At 63.9% G+C, this 25076-nt stretch carries 30 protein-coding genes; 16 read left to right on the top strand and 14 right to left on the bottom strand.

Annotated features, from left to right (window positions below):
* Positions 1–32: 32 nt before the first annotated feature.
* Together AC07UC_RS05805 and AC07UC_RS05800 are read left to right on the top strand one after the other, a co-directional pair.
* Positions 33–653, top strand: a complete 621-nt coding sequence (locus AC07UC_RS05805) for a pyridoxamine 5'-phosphate oxidase family protein (protein ID WP_140776099.1) — start codon at positions 33–35, stop codon at positions 651–653.
* 41 nt (positions 654–694) lie between these two features.
* The gene (locus AC07UC_RS05800; protein WP_494908897.1) at positions 695–1225 is read left to right on the top strand and encodes an NADPH-dependent FMN reductase; all 531 of its coding nucleotides are present in this window, start codon (positions 695–697) and stop codon (positions 1223–1225) included.
* Between the two features lie 44 nt (positions 1226–1269).
* Here AC07UC_RS05800 and AC07UC_RS05795 read toward each other — a convergent pair whose 3' ends face one another.
* Together AC07UC_RS05795 and AC07UC_RS05790 are read right to left on the bottom strand one after the other, a co-directional pair.
* On the bottom strand, positions 1270–1476 hold the full coding sequence (locus AC07UC_RS05795; RefSeq protein ID WP_013892236.1) for a tautomerase family protein: 207 nt from the start codon (positions 1474–1476) through the stop codon (positions 1270–1272).
* 171 nt (positions 1477–1647) lie between these two features.
* The gene (locus tag AC07UC_RS05790; RefSeq protein ID WP_140776101.1) at positions 1648–2568 is read right to left on the bottom strand and encodes an SMP-30/gluconolactonase/LRE family protein; all 921 of its coding nucleotides are present in this window, start codon (positions 2566–2568) and stop codon (positions 1648–1650) included.
* A 272-nt stretch (positions 2569–2840) separates the two neighbouring features.
* Here AC07UC_RS05790 and AC07UC_RS05785 point away from each other — a divergent pair, with 272 nt between their 5' ends.
* Positions 2841–3005: a hypothetical protein gene (locus tag AC07UC_RS05785; RefSeq protein ID WP_140776102.1), complete on the top strand. Its 165-nt coding sequence runs from the start codon at positions 2841–2843 to the stop codon at positions 3003–3005.
* A gap of 235 nt (positions 3006–3240) precedes the next feature.
* Here AC07UC_RS05785 and AC07UC_RS05780 read toward each other — a convergent pair whose 3' ends face one another.
* The 4 genes from AC07UC_RS05780 to ccmA form a co-directional block, all read right to left on the bottom strand.
* Positions 3241–3819, bottom strand: coding sequence for a DsbE family thiol:disulfide interchange protein (locus AC07UC_RS05780; protein ID WP_140776103.1), 579 nt, complete (start codon positions 3817–3819; stop codon positions 3241–3243).
* The gene (ccmD, locus tag AC07UC_RS05775) at positions 3816–3983 is read right to left on the bottom strand and encodes a heme exporter protein CcmD (RefSeq protein ID WP_056574565.1); all 168 of its coding nucleotides are present in this window, start codon (positions 3981–3983) and stop codon (positions 3816–3818) included. The genes AC07UC_RS05780 and ccmD overlap by 4 nt, the downstream gene beginning before the upstream one ends.
* Positions 3984–4100: 117 nt before the next feature.
* Positions 4101–4766: a heme exporter protein CcmB gene (gene ccmB / locus AC07UC_RS05770; RefSeq protein ID WP_494904590.1), complete on the bottom strand. Its 666-nt coding sequence runs from the start codon at positions 4764–4766 to the stop codon at positions 4101–4103.
* Positions 4767–4977: 211 nt separating this feature from the next.
* Complete coding sequence (gene ccmA, locus AC07UC_RS05765) at positions 4978–5586, bottom strand: heme ABC exporter ATP-binding protein CcmA (protein ID WP_494904589.1); 609 nt, start codon at positions 5584–5586, stop codon at positions 4978–4980.
* Positions 5587–5871: 285 nt separating this feature from the next.
* Between ccmA and acnA the strand changes: the two genes are divergently transcribed.
* Positions 5872–8562: an aconitate hydratase AcnA gene (gene acnA / locus AC07UC_RS05760; protein WP_494904588.1), complete on the top strand. Its 2691-nt coding sequence runs from the start codon at positions 5872–5874 to the stop codon at positions 8560–8562.
* Positions 8563–8637: 75 nt separating this feature from the next.
* Here the strand turns inward: acnA and AC07UC_RS05755 are convergent, their stop codons facing one another.
* A complete protein-coding gene (locus AC07UC_RS05755) occupies positions 8638–9321 on the bottom strand; it encodes a ceramidase domain-containing protein (protein ID WP_494904587.1) in 684 nt (227 codons plus the stop codon).
* Positions 9322–9500: 179 nt separating this feature from the next.
* Here AC07UC_RS05755 and AC07UC_RS05750 point away from each other — a divergent pair, with 179 nt between their 5' ends.
* The 3 genes from AC07UC_RS05750 to AC07UC_RS05740 all read left to right on the top strand — a co-directional run bounded on the left by AC07UC_RS05750 (position 9501) and on the right by AC07UC_RS05740 (position 11616).
* Entirely contained in the window at positions 9501–10286 is a 786-nt protein-coding gene (locus AC07UC_RS05750) for a DUF1223 domain-containing protein (RefSeq protein WP_140776109.1), read from the top strand.
* 65 nt (positions 10287–10351) lie between these two features.
* Positions 10352–10762, top strand: coding sequence for an endonuclease domain-containing protein (locus tag AC07UC_RS05745; RefSeq protein WP_494904586.1), 411 nt, complete (start codon positions 10352–10354; stop codon positions 10760–10762).
* 467 nt (positions 10763–11229) lie between these two features.
* Positions 11230–11616, top strand: coding sequence for a DUF2794 domain-containing protein (locus AC07UC_RS05740; protein ID WP_202325345.1), 387 nt, complete (start codon positions 11230–11232; stop codon positions 11614–11616).
* 139 nt (positions 11617–11755) lie between these two features.
* On the opposite strand, the gene AC07UC_RS05735 is transcribed toward AC07UC_RS05740, so the two are convergent.
* From AC07UC_RS05735 to AC07UC_RS05720, 4 genes are all read right to left on the bottom strand, one after another.
* Positions 11756–12322: a GNAT family N-acetyltransferase gene (locus AC07UC_RS05735; protein ID WP_494904585.1), complete on the bottom strand. Its 567-nt coding sequence runs from the start codon at positions 12320–12322 to the stop codon at positions 11756–11758.
* A 118-nt stretch (positions 12323–12440) separates the two neighbouring features.
* A complete protein-coding gene (locus tag AC07UC_RS05730) occupies positions 12441–13214 on the bottom strand; it encodes a Bax inhibitor-1/YccA family protein (protein WP_202325343.1) in 774 nt (257 codons plus the stop codon).
* A 252-nt stretch (positions 13215–13466) separates the two neighbouring features.
* A complete protein-coding gene (locus AC07UC_RS05725; protein WP_494904584.1) occupies positions 13467–16016 on the bottom strand; it encodes an ABC transporter permease in 2550 nt (849 codons plus the stop codon).
* Positions 16016–16720 carry an ABC transporter ATP-binding protein gene (locus AC07UC_RS05720; protein WP_140776119.1) on the bottom strand — a complete coding sequence of 235 codons (705 nt, stop codon included), beginning with the start codon at positions 16718–16720 and terminating at the stop codon, positions 16016–16018. The genes AC07UC_RS05725 and AC07UC_RS05720 overlap by 1 nt, the downstream gene beginning before the upstream one ends.
* An 87-nt stretch (positions 16721–16807) precedes the next feature.
* On the opposite strand from AC07UC_RS05720, the gene AC07UC_RS05715 reads away from it, so the two are divergent.
* Together AC07UC_RS05715 and thpR are read left to right on the top strand one after the other, a co-directional pair.
* Entirely contained in the window at positions 16808–17452 is a 645-nt protein-coding gene (locus AC07UC_RS05715; RefSeq protein WP_140776121.1) for an arylesterase, read from the top strand.
* Positions 17453–17579: 127 nt separating this feature from the next.
* Positions 17580–18176, top strand: a complete 597-nt coding sequence (gene thpR, locus AC07UC_RS05710) for an RNA 2',3'-cyclic phosphodiesterase (RefSeq protein ID WP_140776123.1) — start codon at positions 17580–17582, stop codon at positions 18174–18176.
* Here the strand turns inward: thpR and AC07UC_RS05705 are convergent.
* Complete coding sequence (locus tag AC07UC_RS05705; protein WP_140776125.1) at positions 18080–18595, bottom strand: low molecular weight protein-tyrosine-phosphatase; 516 nt, start codon at positions 18593–18595, stop codon at positions 18080–18082. The genes thpR and AC07UC_RS05705 overlap by 97 nt on opposite strands.
* A 104-nt stretch (positions 18596–18699) precedes the next feature.
* On the opposite strand from AC07UC_RS05705, the gene AC07UC_RS05700 reads away from it, so the two are divergent.
* From AC07UC_RS05700 to AC07UC_RS05690, 3 genes are all read left to right on the top strand, one after another.
* Positions 18700–18996, top strand: a complete 297-nt coding sequence (locus tag AC07UC_RS05700) for a 4a-hydroxytetrahydrobiopterin dehydratase (protein ID WP_494904583.1) — start codon at positions 18700–18702, stop codon at positions 18994–18996.
* Between the two features lie 138 nt (positions 18997–19134).
* Positions 19135–19497 carry a YkvA family protein gene (locus tag AC07UC_RS05695; RefSeq protein ID WP_127278702.1) on the top strand — a complete coding sequence of 121 codons (363 nt, stop codon included), beginning with the start codon at positions 19135–19137 and terminating at the stop codon, positions 19495–19497.
* 275 nt (positions 19498–19772) lie between these two features.
* Complete coding sequence (locus tag AC07UC_RS05690; protein ID WP_140776129.1) at positions 19773–20276, top strand: invasion associated locus B family protein; 504 nt, start codon at positions 19773–19775, stop codon at positions 20274–20276.
* A 55-nt stretch (positions 20277–20331) separates the two neighbouring features.
* Here AC07UC_RS05690 and AC07UC_RS05685 read toward each other — a convergent pair whose 3' ends face one another.
* Positions 20332–21687: a chloride channel protein gene (locus AC07UC_RS05685; protein ID WP_494904580.1), complete on the bottom strand. Its 1356-nt coding sequence runs from the start codon at positions 21685–21687 to the stop codon at positions 20332–20334.
* Positions 21688–21854: 167 nt separating this feature from the next.
* On the opposite strand from AC07UC_RS05685, the gene rlmN reads away from it, so the two are divergent.
* Genes rlmN through AC07UC_RS05665 form a run of 4 tightly spaced genes read left to right on the top strand, consistent with a single transcriptional unit; the run spans position 21855 to position 24440 of the window.
* Positions 21855–23087, top strand: coding sequence for a dual-specificity RNA methyltransferase RlmN (gene rlmN / locus AC07UC_RS05680; RefSeq protein WP_019862081.1), 1233 nt, complete (start codon positions 21855–21857; stop codon positions 23085–23087).
* Positions 23084–23521 carry a hypothetical protein gene (locus AC07UC_RS05675; protein WP_140776135.1) on the top strand — a complete coding sequence of 146 codons (438 nt, stop codon included), beginning with the start codon at positions 23084–23086 and terminating at the stop codon, positions 23519–23521. Before rlmN ends, AC07UC_RS05675 begins: the two co-directional genes overlap by 4 nt.
* Positions 23518–23967 (top strand): hypothetical protein, encoded by a 450-nt coding sequence (locus AC07UC_RS05670; protein WP_140776137.1) that lies wholly within the window; start codon positions 23518–23520, stop codon positions 23965–23967. The genes AC07UC_RS05675 and AC07UC_RS05670 overlap by 4 nt, the downstream gene beginning before the upstream one ends.
* The gene (locus tag AC07UC_RS05665; RefSeq protein WP_202325332.1) at positions 23964–24440 is read left to right on the top strand and encodes a hypothetical protein; all 477 of its coding nucleotides are present in this window, start codon (positions 23964–23966) and stop codon (positions 24438–24440) included. Before AC07UC_RS05670 ends, AC07UC_RS05665 begins: the two co-directional genes overlap by 4 nt.
* Here AC07UC_RS05665 and AC07UC_RS05660 read toward each other — a convergent pair.
* The gene (locus tag AC07UC_RS05660; RefSeq protein WP_202325331.1) at positions 24412–25053 is read right to left on the bottom strand and encodes a LysE family translocator; all 642 of its coding nucleotides are present in this window, start codon (positions 25051–25053) and stop codon (positions 24412–24414) included. The two genes, AC07UC_RS05665 and AC07UC_RS05660, sit on opposite strands and share 29 nt — an antisense overlap.
* Positions 25054–25076: the final 23 nt, after the last annotated feature.

Here is a 25076-nt window from a genome sequence, read left to right as displayed (position 1 = left end):
ATTGCGCCAAACTAAAAAAGAGGGGGAGAGCCATGGAATTCGTCACCACGCGCGAGGAATTGCGGACGATCTACAAGACGCCGCGGCCGACTGACGGCTCGATCCGCAAGGAGCTGAAGGCGCTCGACGGCCATTGCCGTTCCTTCATCGGCAAGAGCCCCTTCGTGCTGATCGGCTCGTCCGACGGCGCCGGCAATGCCGACGTGACGCCGAAGGGCGACAAGCCAGGCTTCGCCGCCATTCTCGACGACCGCACCATCGCCATTCCCGACCGGCCAGGCAACAACCGGCTGGATACGCTGGAGAACATCCTGCGCAATCCCTCGGTCGGACTGCTCTTCCTCATCCCCGGCATGAACGAGACGCTGCGCGTCAACGGCGATGCCCGCATCACCGTCGATGCCAATCTGCGCGAGCGCCTGGCCGTCGACGGCAAGGAGCCGCAAAGTGTCATCGTCGTCGCCGTCAAGGCCACCTACATGCATTGCGCCAAGGCCTTCATGCGCTCCGATCTGTGGAAGCCGGAGAGCTGGTACGACCGTGCCACGCTGCCGACACTCGGCCAGATCCTGCGCGACCAGCTGGCGCTCGCCGATTCGGCCGAGGCGACCGACCGCTGGCTCGACGACGATTACAAGCAGACCATGTGGTAGGCTTTTTCGGACACGATTCGTCCGAACTGGCCTCGCCGACTGTGCTGAACATCATTGCCATCTCCGGCAGCCTGCGGGCCGCCTCCACCAATTCGGCCTTGCTCGCGGCACTGGCGCGCAACGCGCCGCCTGGCTGCCGCGTCACCGTCCATGACGGGCTCGGCCGCCTGCCGATCTTCAATCCGGACGACGAGGGCGAGCGCACGCCGCGCGAAGCCTCCAGGTTGATCGACGCCGTCACCGGCGCCGACGGCCTCATCGTCTCCTGTCCCGAATATGCCCATGGTGTGCCGGGCGGGCTGAAGAACGCGCTCGACTGGCTGGTCTCGCGCGACGCCGCCGTCGCCAAACCGGCCATGCTGGCCCACGCCTCGCCCCGCTCGCTGTTCGCCCGGGCGGCGCTGGCCGAGATCATGCGCACCATGTCGTTCGCGATGTATGATGGTGGGCTGGAGATCGCCCTGCTCGGCAAGAAGCCAGCGGAGATGGAGGCCATTTTGGCTGAGCCGGAAAAGGTGCTGGCAATGCGCAATGCGGTGCAGGGTTTCGCGGATTTCATCCGCTCGCATTGAGCGGCGCAGCCTTTCCCTTCTCCCAGAAGGGGAGAAGGGAAGAGCTACCCCTTCCGCAGCGTCTCCACATCAGTCTTGCCGACGTACCAGTCGCGGGCGTTGACCTCCTCGAAAACCACCCAGACATCGTCATTGCCGAGCCCGGTGGCATCCATGATGGCCGCCGTGACTTTCTTGGCGATATCAGCCTTCTTGCCTGCCGGATCGGCGGCGATCACTTCCTTGACGATGCGGATGTTGACGAATGGCATGACGCTCTCCCCTTGGGTTTCTCTGGTTCCCGGCAAGAAGCTGCTTTGAAAGCCTCTCCGACGGACTGAATGGTGGCCGCTTCGGCAACTTCGGCAACTTCGGCGCGGCGGGCGCCACTTTTATGCGCAGGAGCGCCATCAAAACCCGCCAAAGAAGAGTGTCCAGCAGCCTCAATAGGTCTTGGCCCCGTTCACCATCAGCCGCACCGAATAGAGCGAGGTGGTGCCCGCGATGTAGAGGCAGTTCAGCTTGGCGCCGCCGAACACGCAATTGGCGGTCACCTCGGGCACCTTGACCTTGCCGATCAGCGTCCCGTCCGGATCGTAGCAATGGATGCCGTCAAAGGCGCTGGTCCAGATGCGTCCGTCGGCGTCGAGCCGGAAGCCGTCGAACAGGCCGGCCGTGCAGTCGGCGAAGACCTTGCCGCCCGAAACCTTCTTGCCATGCTTGCCGACATTGAACACCCGCATATGCGCCGGGTTCTCTGCGCCATGCGTGCGGCCGGTGTCGACGACGTAGAGCAGGCTCTCGTCAAGCGAGAAGGCAAGCCCGTTGGGCCTGACCATGTCGGTGATGACGGCCTCGACCTCCCCGCTATCGGGATCGACCCGGTAGACGTGGCAGGCGCCGATCTCGCTCTCGGCCTTGTCGCCCTCATAGTCGGTGTCGATGCCGTAGCTCGGATCGGTGAACCAGATCGAGCCGTCGGATTTCACCACCGCGTCGTTGGGCGAATTCAGCCGCTTGCCCTTCCATTTGGCGGCGATGGTGGTGACCGAGCCGTCATGCTCGGTGCGGCTGACGCGGCGGCCCGAGTGCTCGCAAGTGACCAGCCGGCCCTGCCGGTCGACGGTGTTGCCATTGGAATTGCCCGAGGGCTGGCGGAAGACGCTGACGCTGCCGTCCGTCTCGTCGAAGCGCAGCATGCGGTTGTTCGGAATGTCGGACCAGACGACATAGCGGCCGGCTGCGAACCAGGCCGGCCCCTCCGCCCAGCGGCATCCGGTGAACAGCTTCTCCACCTGCGCGCTGCCATTGAACAGGCGCGCGAAGCGCGGATCGAGAACTTCATAATAGTCTGCGGCCGCCATGCATTTCCTCCCGGCATCACGTGACGGCAGATCAAGCCAGCCCGCGATCGATCTGGCAAGACGGCGCCTTCGCAATTTGTATGACAAAACGGAGAGGAAGCTGCCATGCGGCCGCGACGCACCTTAGGACTCGATTAACCGGCTATGCGCTGCGTGCAATGGTGCATTGCAACATCTTCTTTTTGCAATGCACCATTCCTATGTCATGCTCCGTATCGATCAAGGGAGGAACAACCGGCCGCGACAAATGCGGCACGAAAGGAACCCTTGCTATGTTCAACGATCTCATGAACCGCGCTCGCAGCAGCATCGCCAAGCGCAAGCACTACAACCGCCTCGTCGCCGAAATCGACAGCTTCTCGAGCCGCGATCTGGCTGACATGCGCGCCGATCGCTCGGAAATGCTCTACCAGATCCACAAGCAGATCTACGGCTGATCTCTGCCTGATCGGCCCTCGCGCGTTCGTCATCCTCGGGCTTGACCCGAGGATCCATGCCGCGACTTCAAGCGAAAGAATGCAGCGGCTCGGAATAGCGGTTCTATCCGCGGCGAAGAGTCCCCAATCCTGGTTCGCTTTGCCTGTCACCAACGTCCCGGCATGGATCCTAGTGTCTGCGCCGCGTCGCTTCGCTCCTTGCTTCGCCCTAGAATGACGAAAGAAGGGGGTGCGCTTAACCCGGCGCTGCCAGCGCCTTCTCGATCTGAGGCAACAGCAGATCCCGGGCCGACTCCGCCGTCAGCGGGCCGACATGCTTGTAGGCGATCTTGCCGTCCTTGCCGATGACGAAAGTTTCCGGCACGCCATAGACGCCCCAGTCGATCGCCGCGCGGCCGGCTTCGTCGACGCCGATCGCCTGGAACGGGTTGCCGAGGTCGCCGAGGAACCGGCGGGCGTTTTCCGGCTGGTCCTTGTAGTTCAGCGCCGCCATCACGAATCGCTTGTCCTGCGACAGCGCCAGAAGCACCGGGTGCTCTTCCCGGCACGGCGCGCACCATGACGCAAACACGTTGACCAGCGTCACCTTGCCGGCGAACGCTTTCGAATCCAGCCCCGGCAGGTTCGAGCCCTCCAGCGCCGGCAGGTTTGTCGGCGGCGCCGGCAGGCCGATGAGCGCCGACGGCACTTCCGAGACATCGCGTCCGGAAAGCAGCTGCGACAGGAACAGGCCGGCAAGGCCGAGGAAGACCAGCAGCGGCAACAGCACGAACAGGCGTCGACCGCGCGTCGGCGTTTCGGTTTCGCTGCTCATGGCTTGGCCACCTTGTCGGAACGGCGCCGCACGCCGGCTGCTTCGAGTTCGGCGAGTTCGCGCTTGCGGGCCCGCTGGTCGAGCAGGATCCAGACGATCAGCCCGGCCAGCACAATGGCGGTGATGCCATAGGCCGCGGTGACATAGAGCGCGTGTGCACTCATGCGCCTCGCTCCCCTCCCGCTATCATTTCACCGTACCCGATCATGACCTTCCCTTAGCTTCGCGCCATCGGCTTCGCAATCGGACGCCGCGTCGCGGCCTTCGAGCCTTCGGCGACATCAATCCGTTCCATGCCGCAAGGCCAGCGCCGCCGAGACCGGCCCCAGCACGGCAAGAAACAAGGTCAGCGCGGCAAGAATGAGGAAGGGCTGCAGGAACGGATCGGGATTTGCCGTCGCGCCATAGCTAGCCGAAACGCCGAAGATCAGCACCGGGATGGTCAGCGGCAGCACCAGCACGGAGATCAGAAGTCCACCGCGCGGCAGCGCCACCGCGACGGCCGCACCTGCCGCGCCGATGAAGGTGATGGCCGGCGTGCCGACCAGAAGCGTGAGCGCCGTGGCGCCGATGGCGAGCGGCTCCATGTTCATGAACAGGCCGAGCAGGGGCGCGGCGATCACCAGCGGCAGCACGCTGCCCGCCCAATGCGCGAGGCACTTCACCAGCACGGTCAGCGCCAGCATGTGCCGGTCGTTGCCGAGCACCAGGAGATCGAGCGAGCCGTCCTCGCGGTCGGCCTGGAACAGCCGGTCGAGCCCGAGCAGGCAGGCGAGCAGAGCCCCGATCCACAGGATCGCCGGACCGATGCGGGCAAGCAGCTTCAGGTCCGGCCCGACACCGAAGGGGATGGTGGCGATGACGGCGAGGAAGAAGATGACGCCGGTCAGCGCACCGCCGCCGGCGCGGATGTTGAGGCGGACATCGCGCAGGAAGAGCGACCACATTATGATGTGGTCCCTAGTTGAGGCTGGCGTTCCTTCGCGCCCCCCTCTGTCCTGCCGGACATCTCCCCCACAAGGGGGGAGATTGGCAGCTTCGCCGTCGGCGCACCTCTTGCGATGCCGGAGATTGGCGAAAGCCGGGCCAACAGCCGATCTCCCCCCTCGTGGGGGAGATGTCCGGCAGGACAGAGGGGGGCGCCGTAGAGTGCTGTCATCAAAAGGACTGCCCCATCCTCAATTCCTTCGCTCCCTCGATCCCCAGCGGCAGATGCGTCGCCGCGACGATCATCCCACCAGACCGGCAATGCCTCGCCATCAGCCCCGCGAATCGCTCCTCCGAGGCCTTGTCCAGCCCCGCCGTCGGCTCATCGAGCAGCCACAATGGCCGGTGACTGACCAGGAGTTTCGCGATCGCCGCGCGGCGCCTTTGCCCGGTCGACAGATAGCCGAACGGCAGATGCCCGATGCCACCAAGCACGACCGTTTCCAGCGCCTCTTCGACCCCGACATCTCCATCGCCGTTGAAGTCGCGCCAGAAGCGCAAATTTTCCGTGACGCTCAGCGCGGTCTTCATCGCATTCTGGTGACCCAGATAGTGACAGGCCGAGGCAATCGAGGGAAAGTCATCGCCGCCGTCTTCGATCAGCAGTCGACCTTCCGCCTTCGGCAGCAGCCCGGCGATGATCCTGAGCAAGGTTGATTTGCCTGATCCATTCGGTCCGGTGACGACCAGCGCCTGGCCATCTCCGAGGTCGAAGCCAATGCCGGAAAACACCGCCTCGCCGCCGCGTTCGCCGCCCAGATTTTCGGCGATAAGCCGCATTCCCCGCCTGCCCTGAAAACAATGTTTCGCGAGCGCTGCCGCATCGCACAAATTTGCTCTCCAACTGTCTAGAACTATTCCAGAAAATTCTCTATATGCGGTGCATCCGTGCCAGCGGTCGGCGCGGGAACAGAATTTGCGCCGAACCAGCGCACGCGCCGCCTTGAACGGCTCGGGTTGCTTGGGAGCGGACAGCGGAAATGGCCGTACCCGCACCTTTGCGCGTGATTGCATGCCATCGGCGTCCGTTCCCTTTCAGGCTGAACAGACAAGGACGGATCGCACGTGTCAAAATCCCTCGATAGTTTCAATTGCCGCCGCACACTGACCGCGGGCGGTACCGAATATGTCTATTTCGACCTTGTCGAGGCCGAGAAGAACGGCCTCACCGGCATCGCCCAGCTGCCCTATTCGATGAAGGTGCTGCTGGAAAACCTGCTGCGCAATGAGGACGGCCGCTCCGTCACCAAGGAATCGATCCAGGCGGTCGCCGGCTGGCTGACCGACAAGGGCACCGCCGGCGTCGAGATCGCCTATCGCCCGGCCCGCGTGCTGATGCAGGATTTCACCGGCGTTCCGGCCGTGGTCGACCTTGCCGCGATGCGCGACGCCATGGCTTCGCTCGGCGGCGATCCGCAGAAGATCAACCCGCTGGTGCCGGTCGACCTCGTCATCGACCACTCCGTCATCGTCGACGAGTTCGGCACGCCGATGGCCTTCGCCCGCAACGTCGAGCTCGAATACGAGCGCAACGAGGAACGCTACAAGTTCCTGAAATGGGGCCAACAGGCATTCCGCAACTTCCGCGTCGTGCCGCCCGGCACCGGCATCTGCCACCAGGTTAACCTCGAATATCTCGGCCAGGTCGTGTGGACCAACACCGAGGATGGCGAAACCACGGCCTATCCCGACACCTGCGTGGGCACTGATTCGCACACCACCATGATCAACGGCCTTGGCGTGCTCGGCTGGGGCGTCGGCGGCATCGAGGCCGAGGCGGCCATGCTCGGCCAGCCCGTCTCCATGCTTCTGCCCGAGGTGATCGGCTTCCGCCTCACCGGCAAGCTGAAGGAAGGTGTCACCGCCACCGACCTGGTGCTGACCGTCACCCAGATGCTGCGCAAGAAGGGCGTCGTCGGCAAGTTCGTCGAATTCTTCGGCCCGGGCCTCTCCAACATGACGCTGGCCGACCGCGCCACCATCGGCAACATGGCGCCCGAATATGGCGCCACCTGCGGCTTCTTCCCGGTCGATTCGGAGACCATCCGCTACCTGACGATGTCGGGCCGCGAGGAAAGCCGCATCGCGCTGGTCGAAGCCTATTCCAAGGCGCAAGGCATGTGGCGCGAGGCGGGCTCGGCCGACCCGGTCTTCACCGACCTGCTCGAACTCGAGCTGAGCAGCGTCGTGCCATCAATGGCCGGCCCCAAGCGTCCCGAGGGCCGTGTCGCGCTGGAAGGCATTCCGGACGGCTTCGCCAAGGCGATGGAGACCGAATACAAGAAGGCGGCGGAGATCTCCAAGCGCTACGCCGTCGAAGGCACCGACCATGACCTCGGCCATGGCGACGTCGTCATCGCCGCCATCACGTCGTGCACCAACACCTCGAATCCGAGCGTGCTGATCGGCGCGGGCTTGCTCGCCCGCAACGCCAACCGGCTCGGCCTCAAGCAGAAGCCCTGGGTGAAGACCTCGCTCGCCCCCGGCAGCCAGGTGGTCGCCGAATATCTGGAGAAATCCGGCCTGCAGAAGGAGCTCGACCAGATCGGCTTCAACCTGGTCGGCTTCGGCTGCACCACCTGCATCGGCAATTCCGGCCCGCTGCCGGCGCCGATCTCCAAGACCATCAACGATAAGGGTTTGATTGCCGCCGCGGTGCTCTCCGGCAACCGCAACTTCGAAGGCCGCGTCTCGCCCGACGTCCAGGCAAACTACCTCGCCTCGCCCCCGCTGGTCGTGGCGCACGCGCTGGCTGGAACCGTGACAAAGGACCTCACCACCGAGCCGCTCGGCGAGGACAAGAACGGCAATCCGGTCTACCTCAAGGACATCTGGCCAAGCTCGGCAGAGATCCAGGAGTTCATCGAGAAGAACGTCACCCGCGAGCTGTTCGCCCGCAAATATGCCGACGTCTTCAAGGGCGACGAGTACTGGCAGAACGTCAAGGCGCCGGAAGGCCAGACCTATGCCTGGGACGACAACTCGACCTATGTGCAGAACCCGCCCTATTTCGCCGGCATGACCGCCGGTTTCGGCAAGATCGGCGACATCAAGGGCGCCCGCGTGCTCGGCCTGTTCGGCGACAAGATCACCACCGACCACATCTCGCCGGCGGGTTCGATCAAGGCCGCCTCGCCGGCCGGCAAGTACCTCACCGACCATGGCGTCGGCGTCGCCGACTTCAACCAGTACGGCACGCGGCGCGGCAATCATGAGGTGATGATGCGCGGCACCTTCGCCAACATCCGCATCCGCAACCACATGCTGGGCGAGAACGGACGCGAGGGCGGCTACACCATCCACTACCCGTCGAAGGAAGAGGAATCGATCTACGACGCGGCGATGGAATACAAGAAGGAAGGCGTGCCGCTGGTCATCTTCGCCGGTGTCGAATACGGCAACGGCTCGTCGCGCGACTGGGCGGCCAAGGGCACCAACCTGCTCGGTGTCCGCGCCGTCATCGCCCAGTCCTTCGAGCGTATCCACCGCTCGAACCTGGTCGGCATGGGCGTCATCCCCTTCGTCTTCGAGGAAGGCACCTCGTGGGCCTCGCTCAACCTCAAGGGTGACGAACTGGTCGAGATCGACGGCCTGAGCGCCATCAGGCCGCGCCAGACGATGACCGCCAAGATCACCTATGGCGACGGCTCGGTGAAGAACGTGCCGATCATCTGTCGCATCGATACGCTGGATGAACTCGACTACTTCAAGAACGGCGGCATTTTGCAGTACGTGCTGCGCGACTTGGCGGCATAATCGGAAGGGAATAAGGCAGTAGGGCAGTAAGGGAGTAGGGAGGCAAGACCCCTACTGCCCTACTGCCCTACTGCCCTACTGCCCTACTGCCCTACTGCCCTTCGGCGCCCCATACCGCGCCGCGGCGGCCAGCAGCACGCCCAGCATCAGCCCGTTGAAGATGTGCCACAGGAAATGCGTGCCGAGCGGAAAGCCGGCGCAGACCATCGGGTCGATCATGCGGAAGATGACGGACACCACGAAGATCGCCGACCCGGTCAGATTGTACCAGCCGGCCCGGTTGCCGCTCACCGTCACCCAGACACCGAAAAAGGCGAGCGCCAGGAACGGCGGCAGGTAGCCCGTCGTGCCGTTTGACGCCTGGCGCAGCCAATCCGGCACGGCGAAACTTATCGCCCCGGCCACCGCATAGAAGACGACGAAGACCGCGATCGCCTTGCCCCATTCCATCCCGAGGAAGCGGCGCAGGTTAAACAGCGTGTACGCCAGCGTGAAGCCGGCGATCGGCAGCACGTCGACCCAGACCGTGCCCTTGGTGGCGAAGGTATGGAAGATCGTCGAGCCGATACCGATCGCCACCACCCACCAGGCCAGCACTTCGGCGAAGGTCCCGGTTTTCAGTCGGCGTACTTCCCGCACACCCCATAGTCCCGCGATAATGAAAGCAAGGTTAGTCAAAGCATTCGTCGGCTCGGCCCAAAGTCCAGGTCCGGTCCGCTCGCAATAGAGATCGACAGGGGTCAGGAGAGTTTGCCACATGGTGATGATGCCATCCCCGAATCGAACCACGTCGTGAAATGCAGTGTCTCTCCTATTGCGCCCTTACCTTCGGTTGCAATGGCAAAAATTTCACCGCAACGTGACTTCCCGTTGACTTCCGCTTCTGCCACATATTTCAACCAATCAGAACAAAGCCGGCGCCACCGGCGGGAATTGGAATGGTCATGGCCTGGCGAAGATCACTGTGGCTGGCAGCGTTTGCGCTGGCCTTCTCGGCTTTTGCCGATGCCGGCCATGCCGGCGAAGCCGAAAGAATCCAGGCCGAGAGAGCCCAGCCCGACAAGCCGCTGGGCGTGGTCGAACTGTTCACCAGCCAGGGCTGCAGTTCCTGTCCGCCGGCCGACGCGTTTTTCGCCGAACTCGCCGCCAGGGAAGATATTGTCGCGCTCTCCTACCATGTCGATTATTGGGACTATCTCGGCTGGAAGGACACGCTGAGCCGCAAGGAAAACACCGAGCGGCAGAATGACTATATGCGCGCCTTCGGCAGCCGCTCGGTCTATACGCCGCAGGCCGTCCTCAATGGCCGCGTGCATGTCAACGGCGCCAATCGTGGCGAGGTCAACGGCGCGCTCGCCCGCATGGCGAAATCCGGCGAAGGCATGCATGTGCCAATCAAGATCAGCCGTACCAGCGACCGCGTGATCATCGATGCCGGCGACGCTGGCACCGGACCCAACGATGCCCATGTCGTGATCGTCTATTTCGAGCCGCCGCAGACGGTCAAGATCGCCCAGGGCGAGAACTCCGGCCGCAAGATGACCTATTGGAACGCCGTCACCAGCATCCAGACCGCCGGCATGTGGCACGGCAAGGCGCAGCGCTATGAACTGCCGCTGAGCGAGATCACCAAGAAGGGCGGCTGCGCCGTCCTTTTGCAGTCGGTCGGCAAGGACGGCATGCCGGGCCCCATCCTCGGCGCCGCCTTCATCCACAAGCCGTAGCGCCTCTTCCTTCTCCCCTTGTGGGAGAAGGTGGATCGGCGCGATAGCGCCGAGACGGATGAGGGGTGCTGGACGGATCGCAACGTCGAACTAATCTTGCGCAATGCCGCATCAGCCAGTTCCACCAGCCAAAACGTCGCTTCGCTCGCTCCCTTCGGCGCGACATGACGGAAGCGGAAGACAGGCTTTGGCAAGAGCTGCGTGGCCGCTGGCTCGACGGGATGAAATTCCGGCGCCAGATGCCGGTCGGAAAGTACATTGCCGATTTTGTCTGCGTCGAGGCAGGACTGATTGTCGAGATTGATGGAAGCCAACACGCTGAATCATCTTACGACAACACACGTAGTGCGGAACTGACAGCGAGAGGCTTTCGTGTGTTGCGCTTTTGGAACGACGACGTGCTGAAGGATTTGAACGGCGTTTGCGACACCATCATTGCCTACGTACAGGATCTCAACCTGCAACCGTGGCGGTGATCGAACGCCGGCGTCAAGCTGGAACACCCCTCATCCGTCTCGGCGCTGCGCGCCGATCCACCTTCTCCCCCTGGGGGAGAAGGAAAAGGCCAACAAAAAACCGACGTCAGCTTGCTTCTGACGCCGGTCATTTAGGTTTTGGGATCGTCGCACCTGATTTTTCCAAGGAAAAACCGAGGTTGGTTCGATCCGACGCTGACCCGTGGGCGGGGGGCTTGGGGTTTACGAGCCGGTGCCGGACCGAACCGTCTCAGGCAACACGGGTAAATTCGTCGGACATTGGGGCATGAGCGCGGATAAATAAAGGCAGAAATGTGGCGAAGCATCACCAATTCCAACATGCGGTTTGCAAACGTGACTGGACGCAACGGAAACGGCGCGGCGCCGCACCGCTTCGCCGGCTCTTGCAATTGCAACGCGAAGGGGCCAACTTTGGTTGGCAAAGATTCATTTTGAAGGATCGAGGCATGAGCGACGATAGCGGCGGGACGGGGGATGGTGACGCATCCGCAATATTGATCCCGCTGCACGAGGCGCGACATGAGCGCCTCGACCAGCCTGTGCGCTTCGACCGGCGTGAACTGGACCAGATCCTCAGGCTCTACGGACGCATGGTCGCCGCTAATGAATGGCGCGACTATGCCATCGATCATCTCACCGACAGGGCCGTGTTTTCCGTCTTCCGCCGGGCCAGCGAAGTGCCGCTGTTCCAGATCGTCAAGGATCCGAAACTGGCCCGCAAACAGGGCGCCTTCGCCGTTATCGCCGCCGGCGGCCGCATCCTCAAGCGCGGGCAAGAACTCGGCCGCGTGCTCGGCGTCTTCGACAGCAAGCTCAGGGTTGTGGGAGCTTGAGCGGGACAATTGGAATTGAGGAACTGAAGAACTGAGGAACTGAGGAACTGAGGAATTTAAGAAAAGGGCTCGACGCCTGAAGAAACCGCCTTCTTCTCCAATTCTTCAGTTCCTCAGTTCCTCAGTTCCTCAATTCCTCTCAAGCGCCGCGGAACTTCCGCTCAGGCAGCGAGGCCGGATCCGGCGGCAACGACGCGCCGCCATTCAGGGACAGCTGCATGAACACCGTGTCCAGCCAGCGCCCGTGCTTGTAGCCGGAGCCTTCGAGCCGGCCGGAGTGGCGGAAGCCGAGCTTTTCATGCAGCTTGACCGAGGCGCTGCCTGGATGGCCGTCGCCGATCACCGCGACGATCTGGCGGAAGCCCGCCGCCTCGGCAGCCGCGATCAGGCTGCGCATCAGCATGAGGCCGACACCCTGGCCCTTGGCCTCGGGCGCGACATAGACCGAATCCTCGACGATGAAGCGGTAGGCCGGGCGCGGGCGGAAGGCACCGGCATAGGCATAGCCAAGCACAGCCCCGTCCTTTTCCGCCACCAGATACGGGAAGCCGCCGGCCGTGAGCGTTGCGAATCGCGTGCCCATCTCGGCGCGGTCTGGCGGCTCCAGTTCGTAGCTCGCCGTGCCATAGGTCACCGCGTCGGCATAGATTTCGGTGATGGTGTCGAGGTCGGCCGAAGTGGCCGGCCGTATCACGATAGTGCACATTCTTTATGCAGGCCTTCTGTCTGCTTCCGATAACAGCAAACGCCGGCGCAAAAGAAAAGGGCGGCCGTTGGGCCGCCCTTTTCAAACCCGATGGTCCAGTCAGACCATGAAGCGTGCCTTAGCGGCGGTCGCCCATGAACTGGAGCAGGAACATGAACAGGTTGATGAAATCGAGATAGAGCCTCAGCGCGCCCATGATGGCCTTGCGGCCGGCGACATCGGAAACGTCACCCTCGAAATACATCTCCTTGATCTTCTGCGTGTCGTAGGCGGTCAGGCCGGCGAAGACCAGGACGCCGATCGCCGACACGGCGAAGGACAGCGCCGACGACTGCAGGAAGATGTTGATCACCGACGCGATGATGATGCCGAACACGCCCATGATCAGGAACGAGCCCATCGCCGTCAGGTCGCGCTTGGTCGTGTAGCCGTACAGCGACAGCGCGCCGAAGGCGGCGGCCGTGGCAAAGAAGGTCTGCGAAATGCTGGCCGTGGTGTAGACCAGGAAGATCGACGACAGCGACAGGCCGACGAGACCGGCATAGACCCAGAACGTGGTCTGCGCGGCAGCGATGCTCATCGACTGAATCCTGAACGACAGGAAGAACACGGCGGCCAGCGGCGCCAGCATCACCACCCAGCGCAGCGGCGACCCGAAGATCGCATAGCCGAAGGACGTCAGCATCTCGCCGCTCGGCAGCGTTGCGACAGCCGAGGCCGGATCGGTGGTGGTGGCCAGCATGATCGTGCCGACGGCGGCAAGGCCGGTGATGAGGAGGCCAAGCCCCATCAGATTGTAGACCTTGATCATATAAGCGCGCAGGCCCTGATCGATGTCGGCGCGGACGCCGGGCACCGCCGACGTCTGATAATTGCGAATGGGATCAGCCATTGGAATCCTCTATTGCTTCTGCCCCGTCCGGTGTCGGGCCTCTTGCGGACCCAGGCGCCGCTGGCGGGGCTCCAGCATGCCTGTGGCGAAATATGATGGTTATTCGCGTCAAGAACAAGACCGTAACCGGATGTAACGGTTCGTGAGAGGTCGAAATACCGATTCTCCGGGCTTCCGGGCCGGCATCCTTACCAAGATTTAATTGCGGAGGGCTCGCTCCGCCCCAGAGTCCCGCCAAGGATTAGAGAGGGATCAGAGGTCGCGCAGCACCGGCGCCGCCTTGTGGCCGAGCACCCGCCAGGTGCCGGCAAGACCGATGCCGACCGTGATGACCAGCGCAAAGACGATGGTTGCCACGGCCACCTCCGGCATGAAATGCGATGGCAGCGTCATGATGCGGGCGACGATGTACCAGGCCGCGATGCCGCCGGCGGCCAGCGCGAAGATGGCCGTGGCCAATCCGATCAGCATGTACTCCAGGGAGAACGCCGTTATCAGCGTCCTCCTGGTCGCGCCGAGTGTCTTCAGCACCACGGCGTCGTGGATGCGCGCCCGGTTGCCGGCGGCAAGCGCGCCTGCCAGCACCAACACCGAAGCGAACAGCGCCACCCCGGCCGCGGCCCGGATCGCGGTGCCGAGCTGGCCGACCAGCCGGTTGACGACATCGAGCGCGTCCTTGACGCGCACCGTCGTTACCGCGGGGAAGGCGCGGGTAACGGCATTGAGGATACGGGCATCGTCGGCCGTCGAGGCACTCTTTTCGGTCAGCGTCGCCATCCAGCCATGCGGCGCGCCCGCGAATGTGTTGGGCGAGAACACCATGACGAAATTGATGCCCATCGTCTCCCACACGACCTGGCGGAAGTTGGCGATCCTGGCCGTCACGTTGCGGCCAAGCACATTGACGGTGACGGTGTCGCCGAGCTTCAGCCCGATCTCCTTGCCTTCCTGCGCCGAGAAGGAGACCAGCGGCTCGCCGGTATAATTGTCCGGCCACCATTCGCCCTCGGTCAGCGTCGCGTTTTCCGGCTGCCTGGCGTCATAGGTCAGGCCGCGATCGCCTTTCAGCACCCAGGCGCCCTCGGCCGGCACCTTGACCTTGTCGACGGCGACGCCGTTGAGCGCCATCACCCGGCCGCGCAGCATCGGCACCTTGACCAATGTCCCTTGCGGCGCCTCCTTGCCGACCAGGGCCGAGAACGCATCGACATCGCTGCTCTGGATGTCGACGAAGAAGAAGTTCGGCGCCCGCTCCGGCAGGCTGCCGGAGATCTGCTGCCGCAGATTGCCGTCGATCAGCGCCAACGTCACCAGCAGCGTCAGCCCGAGCCCCAGCGACAGCACCACCGATGGCGTCAAGGCGCCTGGTCGATGGATGTTGCCGACGGCGAGACGGAGCGCCACGGAGCGCACGCGCGGGCTCTTCCTTGCCACCCATTGCACCAACGCTCCGACCAGGCGCAGCACCAGGAAGGAAAAGATGGTGGCGCCGACGAAGATCGAGGCGATGCGCTGGTCGCCGGAAAAGAGGATGGCCAGAACCGCCAGCAGCAGCGCGATGCCGATGGCGGAGGCAATATAGACAAGTCGCGGAAAGCCGCGGCCTTCCAGGCCCATCTCCCGAAACAGCGCTGTCGCCGGCACGTCGCGGGCGCGTCCGAGCGGCAGCAGCGCGAAGGCCAGCGTCACCAGCAGCCCGAACAGCGCCGCCATGCCGAGCGCGCCGGGGTAGAAGCCGCCTTGCGCCGGCACCGGAATGACGGATTGAAGCGCGGCACTTGCGGCAAAAGGCATCAGCGCGCCGAGCACCAGACCAGCGGCGATACCGAGAGCCGCTATGATCAGGATTTGCACGAGATAGACGGTGAAGACAAAACCGCCGGAAGCCCCGAGACTCTTGAAGGTGGCGATGACGCCGCGCTTGCCGTCGAGATAGGCGCGCACCGCATTGGCGACGCCGACGCCGCCGACCACCAGCGCCGTCAGCCCGACCAGCGTCAGGAACTGCGAGAAGCGCTCGATGTTGGACGACAGGGCGGGGGCGGCGTTGCCGCGCGTGCGGATCGACCAGCCAGCTTCCGGAAAATCCCTGGCCGCCTGATCCTGTATGGCCTTGAGCCGCGCCTCGTCGGCATCGGCGGGCAGCCGGATCTTGTAGGCGTTTTCGACCAGGCTGCCCGGTTGGACCAGCCCGGTCGCGGCCAGGCCTTCGGTCGAGATCATCAGCCTTGGCGCGAAGCCGAAACCGTCGGACACGGCATCCGGCTCGGTGACCAGCCTGGCGCGCAATTCGAAGGTGGCGGTGCCGAGCTTCAGCCGGTCGCCGAGCTTGAGATGCAGCCGTTCGAACAGAAGATCGGGCGCCGCCGCGCCAAAGACGCCGAATTCCTCGCCGAACAATTCCTGCTTTGTCAGCGCCGGCTCCGTCTCCAGCGCGCCATAGAGCGGATAGGCATCGTCGACCGCCTTGGCCTCGACCAGCGCCTGGTCGGAGCCGTCTGCCAGACGCGCCATCGAGCGCATGCTGGCGGTGCGCGAAACAACGCCCAGCCCGTCGAGGAAGCCATGTTCGGCCTGGCTGGCATCGCGCTGGTTGACCTGGAAGCGAAGATCGCCGCCAAGCAGCGTCTGGCCCTGATTGGCGACGCCGGCACTGATCGAACGGGCAACCGAATTGACGCCGCCGATCGCCGCGACGCCGAGCGCGATGCAGGCGAGAAAGATCAGGAAGCCGGACAGGCCGCCGCGCATCTCGCGCAACGAAAAGCGGACGGCGAGCTTCAGCGTCCGTGCCAGCGGCATCAGGCGGTGACCTTCAATGGGGTCGGTGGGGTCGGCGCCTCGATACGGCCGGAGCGCATCGACACCTGGCGCGCGCAGCGTGCCGCGAGCGCGGGATCATGGGTGACAAGCACCAGCGTCATGCCGCGCTCGGCCGCCTTGGCGAACAGCAGGTCGGCGACCTGCCGTCCCGTCGCCTGGTCGAGATTGCCGGTCGGCTCGTCGGCGATGAGAATGCGCGGCGAGGGCGCCAGCGCCCGGGCGATCGCCACGCGCTGCTGTTCGCCGCCGGAGAGTTCGCCGGGGTAATGGGTGACGCGGTCGCTGAGGCCGACCGCCGCCAGCTCGCGCGCCGCCACCGAAAACGGATCGGCATGGCCGGCCAGCTCCAGCGGCACCGCGACATTCTCAAGCGCCGTCATGTTGGGGATGAGGTGGAAGGACTGGAAGACAATGCCAATGTTTCGGCCACGAAACGAAGCGATCTGATCCTCGCTTTTGCCATTGAGCAGCTCGCCGGCGATTCGTACCGTACCCGAATCGATCCGTTCCAAACCCGCCAGCACCATCAGCAAGGTCGACTTGCCGGACCCCGAGGGACCGACGATGCCAGTCGCCTCGCCGGGCGCCACCTCGAGGCTGACGCCTTTCAGCACATGGACTGACGACGCGCCTTCGCCGAGCGTCAGGGATACGTCTTTCAGCGCGATGACGGCTTCTGTCAAAATGAAAGCGTCCTATATCAGGGATGATGGCTCTGCTTGCCGGAAGCCGTCGCCGGAAGAATTCCTTGGTCATATGGGGCCTGCCGCATGTCTTTCAAACGCCAGATAGCCGCAGGCCTGGTCCTTTTCCTGGCCATTTGCGGCGCGATTTCGTCGGCGCGTGCCGAGCCCTTCAAGATCGTCGGCTTCGGTGACAGCCTGATGGCGGGCTTCGGGCTTGGACCCGGTCAAGGCTTTACCGACAAATTGCAGGCAGCGCTGCGTGCCAAGGGCCATGACGTTACCGTCGCCAATGCCGGCGTTTCCGGCGACACCACGAGCGGCGGCCTGGCGCGGCTCGATTGGTCGGTGCCGGACGGCACGCAGTTGGTCATCCTCGAACTCGGCGCCAACGATATGCTGCGCGGCATCTCGCCCGACATCGCCAGGAAGAACCTCGACGAGATGCTCGGCAAGCTCAAACAGCGCAAGATCGCTGTGTTGCTCGCCGGCATGCGCGCCGCGCCCAATCTCGGCGCCGACTACCAGAACGCCTTCGACGCCATCTTTCCGGACCTGGCGGGGAAATACGATGTCGCGCTCTATCCGTTCTTCCTTGACGGCGTCGCCGGACAGCCCGGCCTGCAACTCGAGGACGGCATGCACCCGAGCGCAAGCGGTGTCGACCGGATGGTCGAGCGTATCCTGCCGACGGTCGAGAAGACCATCGCGGCGGTCCCGGGCGGCTCATGAGGCTGGATAAACTGCTTTCCCTTGCGGAAACTTTTGGCAAAGCCTGTGACCAATAAACCTCTTGCTCCATTCGACTATCGATGATTCGCTATGGATGACAGTTCGATTCGAGGAAGGGAGGCTCTTCATGCCGCGTCTTTTCACCGCCCTCGAAATTCCGCGTGACGCCGCCCTTTCGCTGTCCCTGCTCCGGGGCGGCCTGCCCGGGGCGCGCTGGATCGATGTCGAAAACTACCATCTGACGCTGCGCTTCATCGGCGATGTCGAGGGCCATGTCGCCGACGAGATCGCCAATGCGCTGGACCGTGTCCACCGGCCCTCATTCTCGCTGACCCTGTCCGGCGTCGGCGCCTTTGGCCAGAAGAAGCCGCATGCGGTGTGGGCCGGCGCTTCCGCCTCGCCCGATCTGGCCGGGCTTCAGGGCGAGATCGACCGCATCTGCCAGCGGCTCGGCATTCCCGCCGATCCGCGCAAGTTCATGCCGCATGTGACCTTGGCGCGGCTGCGCAATTCGAGCCCGCTGGATGTCGCCCAGTATCTTTCGGCCCGCGGCAATTTCTCCACGCTGCCATTTCGTATCGGCCGCTTCGTCCTGATGTCGTCGCGCGATTCGGTCGGCGGCGGCCCCTATATCGTCGAGGAGGCCTGGCCGCTGTCGGGCACCGACGCCCGCGCGGCCAGCCGTGTCGCCAGCGCCTCCGACGCCTCGCGGATCATGCGATAGACCTCGGCAAAGGCCTCCGGCCCGTCATAATAGGGATCGGGCACGTCGCGCGCCTGTCCGTGCGCGAACTCCAGGAAGAGCTGCACCCGGTCCCGCGCGGCCGGAGCCAGCGCCTTGAGGTCGGCGACATTCGAGCGGTCCATGCCAAGGACCAGGTCGAAACGGGAGAAATCCTGCGGCGTGATCTTGCGCGCCCGCTGTCCGGAAATATCGATGCCGTGACGCATCGCGACCGCGATCGAGCGTGGATCGGGGGGCGAGCCGACCTCCCAGCCGCTGGTCGCGGCCGAGTCGAGCCGGATATCGCGGTCCCAGCCGCGCTCGGCCCAAACGGCGCGAAAAACGCCCTCTGCCAGCGGCGACCGGCAGATATTGCCGAGACAGACGAAAAGGATGGAATTTATGGGCGTTATGCTCATTCGATATGCGCCATTTGTGCATTTGGAACCCCAAAACCGCAAAACACTTTTGGGCGACTTGCAGTATGGTGAGGGTCAAATTCGAGATAGCACGGGAAATCATCATGACGAGAGAAAAACTCAGCAAGGACGCCATCACCGCTGCCCTTGCCGAACTCGGCGGCTGGTCGCTGGCCACGGACGGCGCCTCGATCAGGCGCAGCTTCGCCTTTAACAATTTTTCCGAAGCCTTCGCCTTCATGACCCGCGTCGCGCTGGCGGCCGAAAAGATGGATCATCATCCCGACTGGTCAAACGTCTACAAGACCGTTGACGTGACGCTGAACACCCATGACGCCGGCGGCGTCACGGCGCTCGACATCGCACTGGCGAAGAGAATGAACCGCTTTGCCGGTGGTTGATGCCCGGTATCGCACGGTCGCCAAGACAGCGGAGAATCCCAAATCGGTGCCGGCATCTTGCACCCGGGTTCACCTTTCACCACATTTTCCCCGCGAGGCATGCGCCTGGATGCGCATGAGACCCGCCAGGAGACATTGATGGCGCAACAACCCGGTTTTGATTTCTTCGGCTTTGGCGACAGGCTGGGCGGCGAGGGCGAAGTGCGCGAGAAATTCTGGCGCACGGCGAAGAAGGCCGCGCGGCAGATCCCCTTCATGGAAGACGTCGTCGCCGCCTATTACTGCGCCATGGACAAGAACACGCCGTTGCGCGCCAAGGGCATATTGGTGGCGGCGCTCGGCTATTTCGTCCTGCCGGTGGACCTCATTCCCGACTTCATCTTCGGCCTCGGTTTCACCGACGACATCGCCGTGCTGACTGCCGCGATCACCGCCGTCAGCGCCCACATCACGCCGGCGCATCGCCAGGCCGCCAAGGACGCCATCGCCGACAAGGGCTGAGCGTCTTCGCGCGGTGCGCATCTTGTGGATGGAGGCGTTCGCAGCTCCGGTTGAAAAGTCAAACTCTTGCCGCTTTCGTGGCCTCCAAGTCGCCGAAGGGACGTCGCGCCGGCTGCCGACAAGGGCGGCGGCGCGGGAATGGCGGCGGTTTCCTGGGGTGAGCGTCCTTTTGTTGAGGGAAATTCACCGTTTGGTAACCCAGATTAAATCAAAATGAAGCGACGGCAGGACGCCAAGCGGCCCGCCTCCGCACCATTTGGAATACGGGAAAGACGATGCGCGGATTGATAGCACTAGTTTCGAGCCTGGTCCTGGCGGCCTCGGCAGCGCCGGCACTGGCGCAGCAGGCGACCAAGATCGGCCAGCACAATGCCTGGGGCACCTACAGCTATCAGGCGCAGGGCGGCAAGGTCTGCTACGTGCTGACCGTGCCGACCGACAAGCAGCCGCCGACGCTCGACCATGGCGATATGTTCTTCTTTGTCAGCCAGCGGCCTGGCCAGCAGGTGTCCTACGAGCCGCAGTTCATTGCCGGCTACAATTTCCAGGAAGGTTCCAAGGCAACCGTCACCATCGACAAGAAGTCGTTCTCGATGTTCACCCGCGGCAAGTCGGCCTGGGTCGAGAACGCGGCAGAGGAACCCGTGCTGATCGCCGCCATGAAGACCGGCACCGACATGAAGGTGACGGCGAAATCCGGCCGCGGCAATCCCACCTCCTATGTCTTCTCGCTGAAGGGCATTTCGGCGGCGCTGTCGTCGATCGCCAAGTGCAAATAGGCAGAGCCTAGCTTTGACGCAAAAGGCCGGGCCGTAAAGCCCGGCCTTTTGCTTTTCAGCCATGGCCGGATTCCGGCGCGGCCTCCGCCCGCCGACGCCGGATCGCCTCGGCGATGAAGACGCGCGACAGCGCGTGATAGAGCGGCTCGTGCGAGATCATCCGCGCCGTGCCGTAGCCCAGCATCGAGGCCAGCATCAGCGCGATGACATTGTCGTGGTTGCCGGTCATCTCCAGGATGATGACGAAAGCCGTCATCGGCGCCTGCACCACGCCGGCGAAATAGCCGGCCATGCCGAGCAGCGCGGCGGCTCCCGCGCTGGCGCCGAACAAAAGGCCGAGCGAACTGCCGATACCGGCGCCGACCGCCAGCGAGGGCGCGAAAATGCCACCTGGAATGCCCGAAACCATCGACAGCAGCCCGGCCAGGAATTTTTCCACGAAGAAGAGCCATGGCAGCGGCGTACCCTCCACCGCGCCGCGCGCCTGCGCGTATCCGGTGCCGAAGGTCAGCCCGCCCGACGCAATGCCGATCACCGCCACGCCGAGCCCGCAGAATGCGGCCACCAGTAGCGCGCGAGCCAGGGGCTGCTGTGTGTGCCAGCGGCGGATCCGCCGCGTGATCTTCAGCGCCAGCAGCGAGAACAGCGCGCCGAAGCCGCCCCCGATGACGCCGCAGGCAAGCACCAGCGGCCACTCGGCGGCAAACGAGATCGTGTCTCTGGAGATGCCGAAATAGGTGTAGTTGCCGAGCAGGCCGAGCGATGCGATGCCGGCCAGGATGACCGCCGTCAGCACCAGCCCGTTGGTGCGCGCTTCATAGGTGCGACCCATTTCCTCGATGGCGAAGACGATGCCGGCCAATGGGGTGTTGAAGGCAGCCGCGATGCCGGCGGCCGACCCGGCCAGGATCAGGCCCCGCGCCTGCGCCATGCCGCCCCAGCGCGCCGCCTGCAGCATCAGCGAGGCGCCGACCTGCACGGTCGGGCCTTCGCGACCGATGGAAGCGCCGCAGAACAGGCCGACGATGGTGAGCGCGATCTTGCCGGCCGCAAGCCGCAATGAGAGCAGGTGGTTGCGATCGTCGTCGTCACGCAGATGGCGCGCGGCGATTGCTTGCGGAATGCCGCTGCCTTGCGAGCCCGGAAAGAAAGCTTGGGCCAGCCAGGCGCACAGCACGAAGCCAAGCGGCGTGATCATGAGCGGCAGATAGAAGCGCCAGCCGCCGCCATCATCGATCATGACATGGAACAGCACCTGCGCCTTGTCGGCCAGCACCGCGAACAGCACGCTGATGACGCCGATCGAGACCGCTCCGGCCCAGAACACCAGGCGCGGCTGCCACACGCGCCGCGAGCCCCACATCGCGCGCGAGCGCCGCAGCAGAGGATATTTTCGCGATTGAAGGGCCATGTTTGTCCTCGAAGGGGAGGGAATAGGGAGTAGGGCAGTAGGACCTGCCTTGCTACCCTATTCCCCTACCCCGGCATGACTCTGCCCTCAACCTGTGCTATGCGCCGCGCTTCAGTTCCCGGCACGATGGATGAAATCGGCCGCAAACCGCTTATATCAGTGCGACCATGACCCTTTCCTTCGACCTCACCACTGAGGGTGCCCGTGACGCGTTGCGCGCCCGCGCCGCGCCCGAGAAGCCGTCGCTGATCGGCCTTACGCGCGCAGAGCTTGGCGAGGCGCTCGTTGCGTCCGGCATCGTGCCCGAGCGCCAGGCAAAGATGCGCGCCCAGCAGCTCTGGCACTGGATGTATGTGCGCGGCGTTTCCGACTTTGCCGGCATGTTCAACATCTCCAAGGATCTGCGCGCCGAGCTCGACAAGCATTTCACCGTCGCGCGGCCCGAAATTGTCGAGGAGCAGATTTCTTCCGACGGCACCCGCAAATGGCTGTTCCGCTTTCCGCCGCGCGGCGCCGGCCGGCCGGTCGAGATTGAGACCGTCTATATTCCCGAGGAAGGCCGCGGCACGCTCTGCATCTCCTCGCAGGTCGGCTGCACGCTGACCTGCTCCTTCTGCCACACCGGCACCCAGAAGCTGGTGCGCAATTTGACGGCGGAAGAGATTCTCGCCCAGTTGCTCACAGCGCGCGACCGGCTGGGCGATTTCCCCGACCGCGACACACCGGATGGCGCCATCGTGCCGGCCGAGGGCCGCAAGGTGTCCAACATCGTCATGATGGGCATGGGTGAGCCGCTCTACAATTTCGAGGCGGTGAAGAAGGCGCTGCTGATCGCCTCCGACGGCGACGGGCTTTCCTTGTCCAAGCGGCGAATCACACTGTCGACCTCCGGCGTCGTGCCCGAGATTTTCCGCACCGGCGAGGAGATCGGCGTCATGCTGGCGATCTCGCTGCATGCCACCAATGACGATCTGCGCGACCTGCTGGTGCCGATCAACAAGAAGTATCCGCTGAAGGAACTGATCGCCGCCTGCCGTGCCTATCCCGGCCTGTCGAACGCCAAGCGCATCACCTTCGAATATGTGATGCTGAAGGACGTCAACGATTCCATCGAGGACGCCAAGGGCCTGATCAAGCTGCTCAAGGGCATTCCGGCCAAGATCAATCTGATCCCGTTCAACCCATGGCCGGGCACCAACTATCAGTGCTCGGACTGGGAGACGATCGAGAAATTCGCCGACTACATCAACAATGCCGGCTATGCCTCGCCGATCCGCACCCCGCGCGGCCGCGACATCCTCGCCGCCTGCGGTCAGCTCAAGTCGGAATCGGAGCGCATGCGCAAGGTCGACCGGCTGGCACTGGAAGCCATGATGATCGCGGGGCACGGCGAAGCGTGAGCTTTTCTTGGCGACTGGCGGCTGTTGCCATTTCCTATGCATTAGCCTCGCTCGTCATGCCCCTTGTGTTTCTTTTGTACGAAGACGCTTCCATCTTTTGGCGCAGCGGCCGGCTTTTCTTCGATCTGAAAGACCAGGTGGTGGCCTTGGTCGCGGGCACGATAATAGTCGCCATTTATGGCGCGCTGCCCGCGGTACCGCTGATTGTGGTATCGGAACTGACCGGGCGCCGGGGATGGACACTTTCGATCCTCGGCGGCGCCCTGGTGGGGACCGTTATGTTCGCGATCATGCAGATCTATCCGATGGCGCGGACGCGGCCCGCGCTCGACTTGCTGATTACCCTGATCGTCGCGGGTAGCCTGGGCGGCGCCGTCTACCGGCTGGTCATGGGACTGCTTCCGAGCGACACGCGCATCAGGACAGCCCGATGAACCGTCCCCTCGCCGGGCTCAAGCGCTTCGCCATCATAGCAGTCGGTTATGTCGCCGCTGTGCTGACCTCAATCCTGGTGCCTGTGCTGCTGATCACCCTTCTGGAAGGGATCGAATACGGCAACTGGTCCCTGGTCTTCACATTCGACTGGCTGGGTTCGTTCCCGCTCGCCGTGTTGACCGTGGCGATCTGCGCGCTGCTGATCGTCGGCCCCGCGATCTTGCTTGCCGAACGGCTGTCGCTGCGGGGATGGTTCTATTTCGCGGTCACGGGTGCGATCACCTCCATCGCATTTGGCGTTTTCGTTCCCGGCTCGGCTGGAGGCTTTGTGTTCAATCCGGGCTTTCTCGGGTTCCTGGCCACCGCCGGCACCGCCGCCGGGTCGGTCTACTGGCTCCTGGCGGGGCGCAAGTCTGGCCGTCCCCTACAGCGGGATGCGGGATGAACCGTCTCGTCGCCTATATCGTGCGCCTTGCCATGATCCTGTTCGGCTATGTCGTCGCGTCGCTGGCGGCGAGCGCCTTCCTCAACATCCTGTTCCTGGCCTCGCTTGGCTATGCGCCGCAGCATGCGCAGCCGGCCGCAACCGCCTCGCTGTATTTTTCGATTCCCTTCGTCGCCCTGTTCGTCGCCTATTTCGCCTTCATGCCGGCGGCGATCGTCATCCTGGTTGCCGAAATCCTTGGCCGGCGCGACTGGTTGTATTATGCGCTGGCCGGTGCGGTGGTGGCGGCCGCCTTCCTTGGCTTGGTCGATCACGCCCAGGAGTCCATCTTCGCCGTGACCGACACCAGCGGCATCATGGCCGTCATCGGTGGCGGCATGGTCGGCGGCATCTTCTACTGGCTCAGCGCCGGGCGCTGGGCCGGAAGCTGGTGGAAGGACGCCCCTACTTCGCCTGGGCGGTCAGGATCCTGAGCGCGAAGGCCGAGAACACGCCGGAGAAGAGATAGTCGACGACCCGCGTGACGCGCGGGCTGGCCTTCATCGCCGCCGAAAACTTTTCCGCCGCCAGCACCATCGGCACTGTCACCGGGATCGACAGCACGATGAACATGGCGCCGAGGAAGAACAGCTTTCCCGGCGCGTTGGGATCATGCGCGGAAACGAATTGCGGCAGGAAGGTCATGAAGAACAGGATGATCTTCGGGTTGAGCAGATTGACGCCGAGCCCTGCCGCCCAGCTGCGCAAAAGCGAGATCTGCGGGCCTGTCTTCTTTTCCGGCGAAAAGGCCGAGCCCTTGGCGATCGACTGCCAGGCCAGGAAGACGAGATAACCGGCGCCAAAAATCTTCAGCACGAAGAAGGCCATCGGCGAGGCGACGATCAGCGCCGAGACACCGACCACCACCAGCGTGGTGTGGATCAGCGTGCCGCACAGCGCACCGGCCATCGAGGCAAAGCCGGTGACGCGCCCCTGGCTCAGCGTGCGCGAGACGAACAGGGTCATGTCGGGACCGGGGGTGATCGCCAGGATCACGGTGGCGACGGCGAACTGGATCAGCGTGGTGGTGTCGGGAATGAAGGACATGGAAGGCCCCTGGGAATGCGCAG

The sequence above is a fragment of the Mesorhizobium sp. GW821-FHT04C10 genome (assembly GCF_059420305.1).
This window is presented reverse-complemented; position numbering and strand designations above follow the sequence as displayed.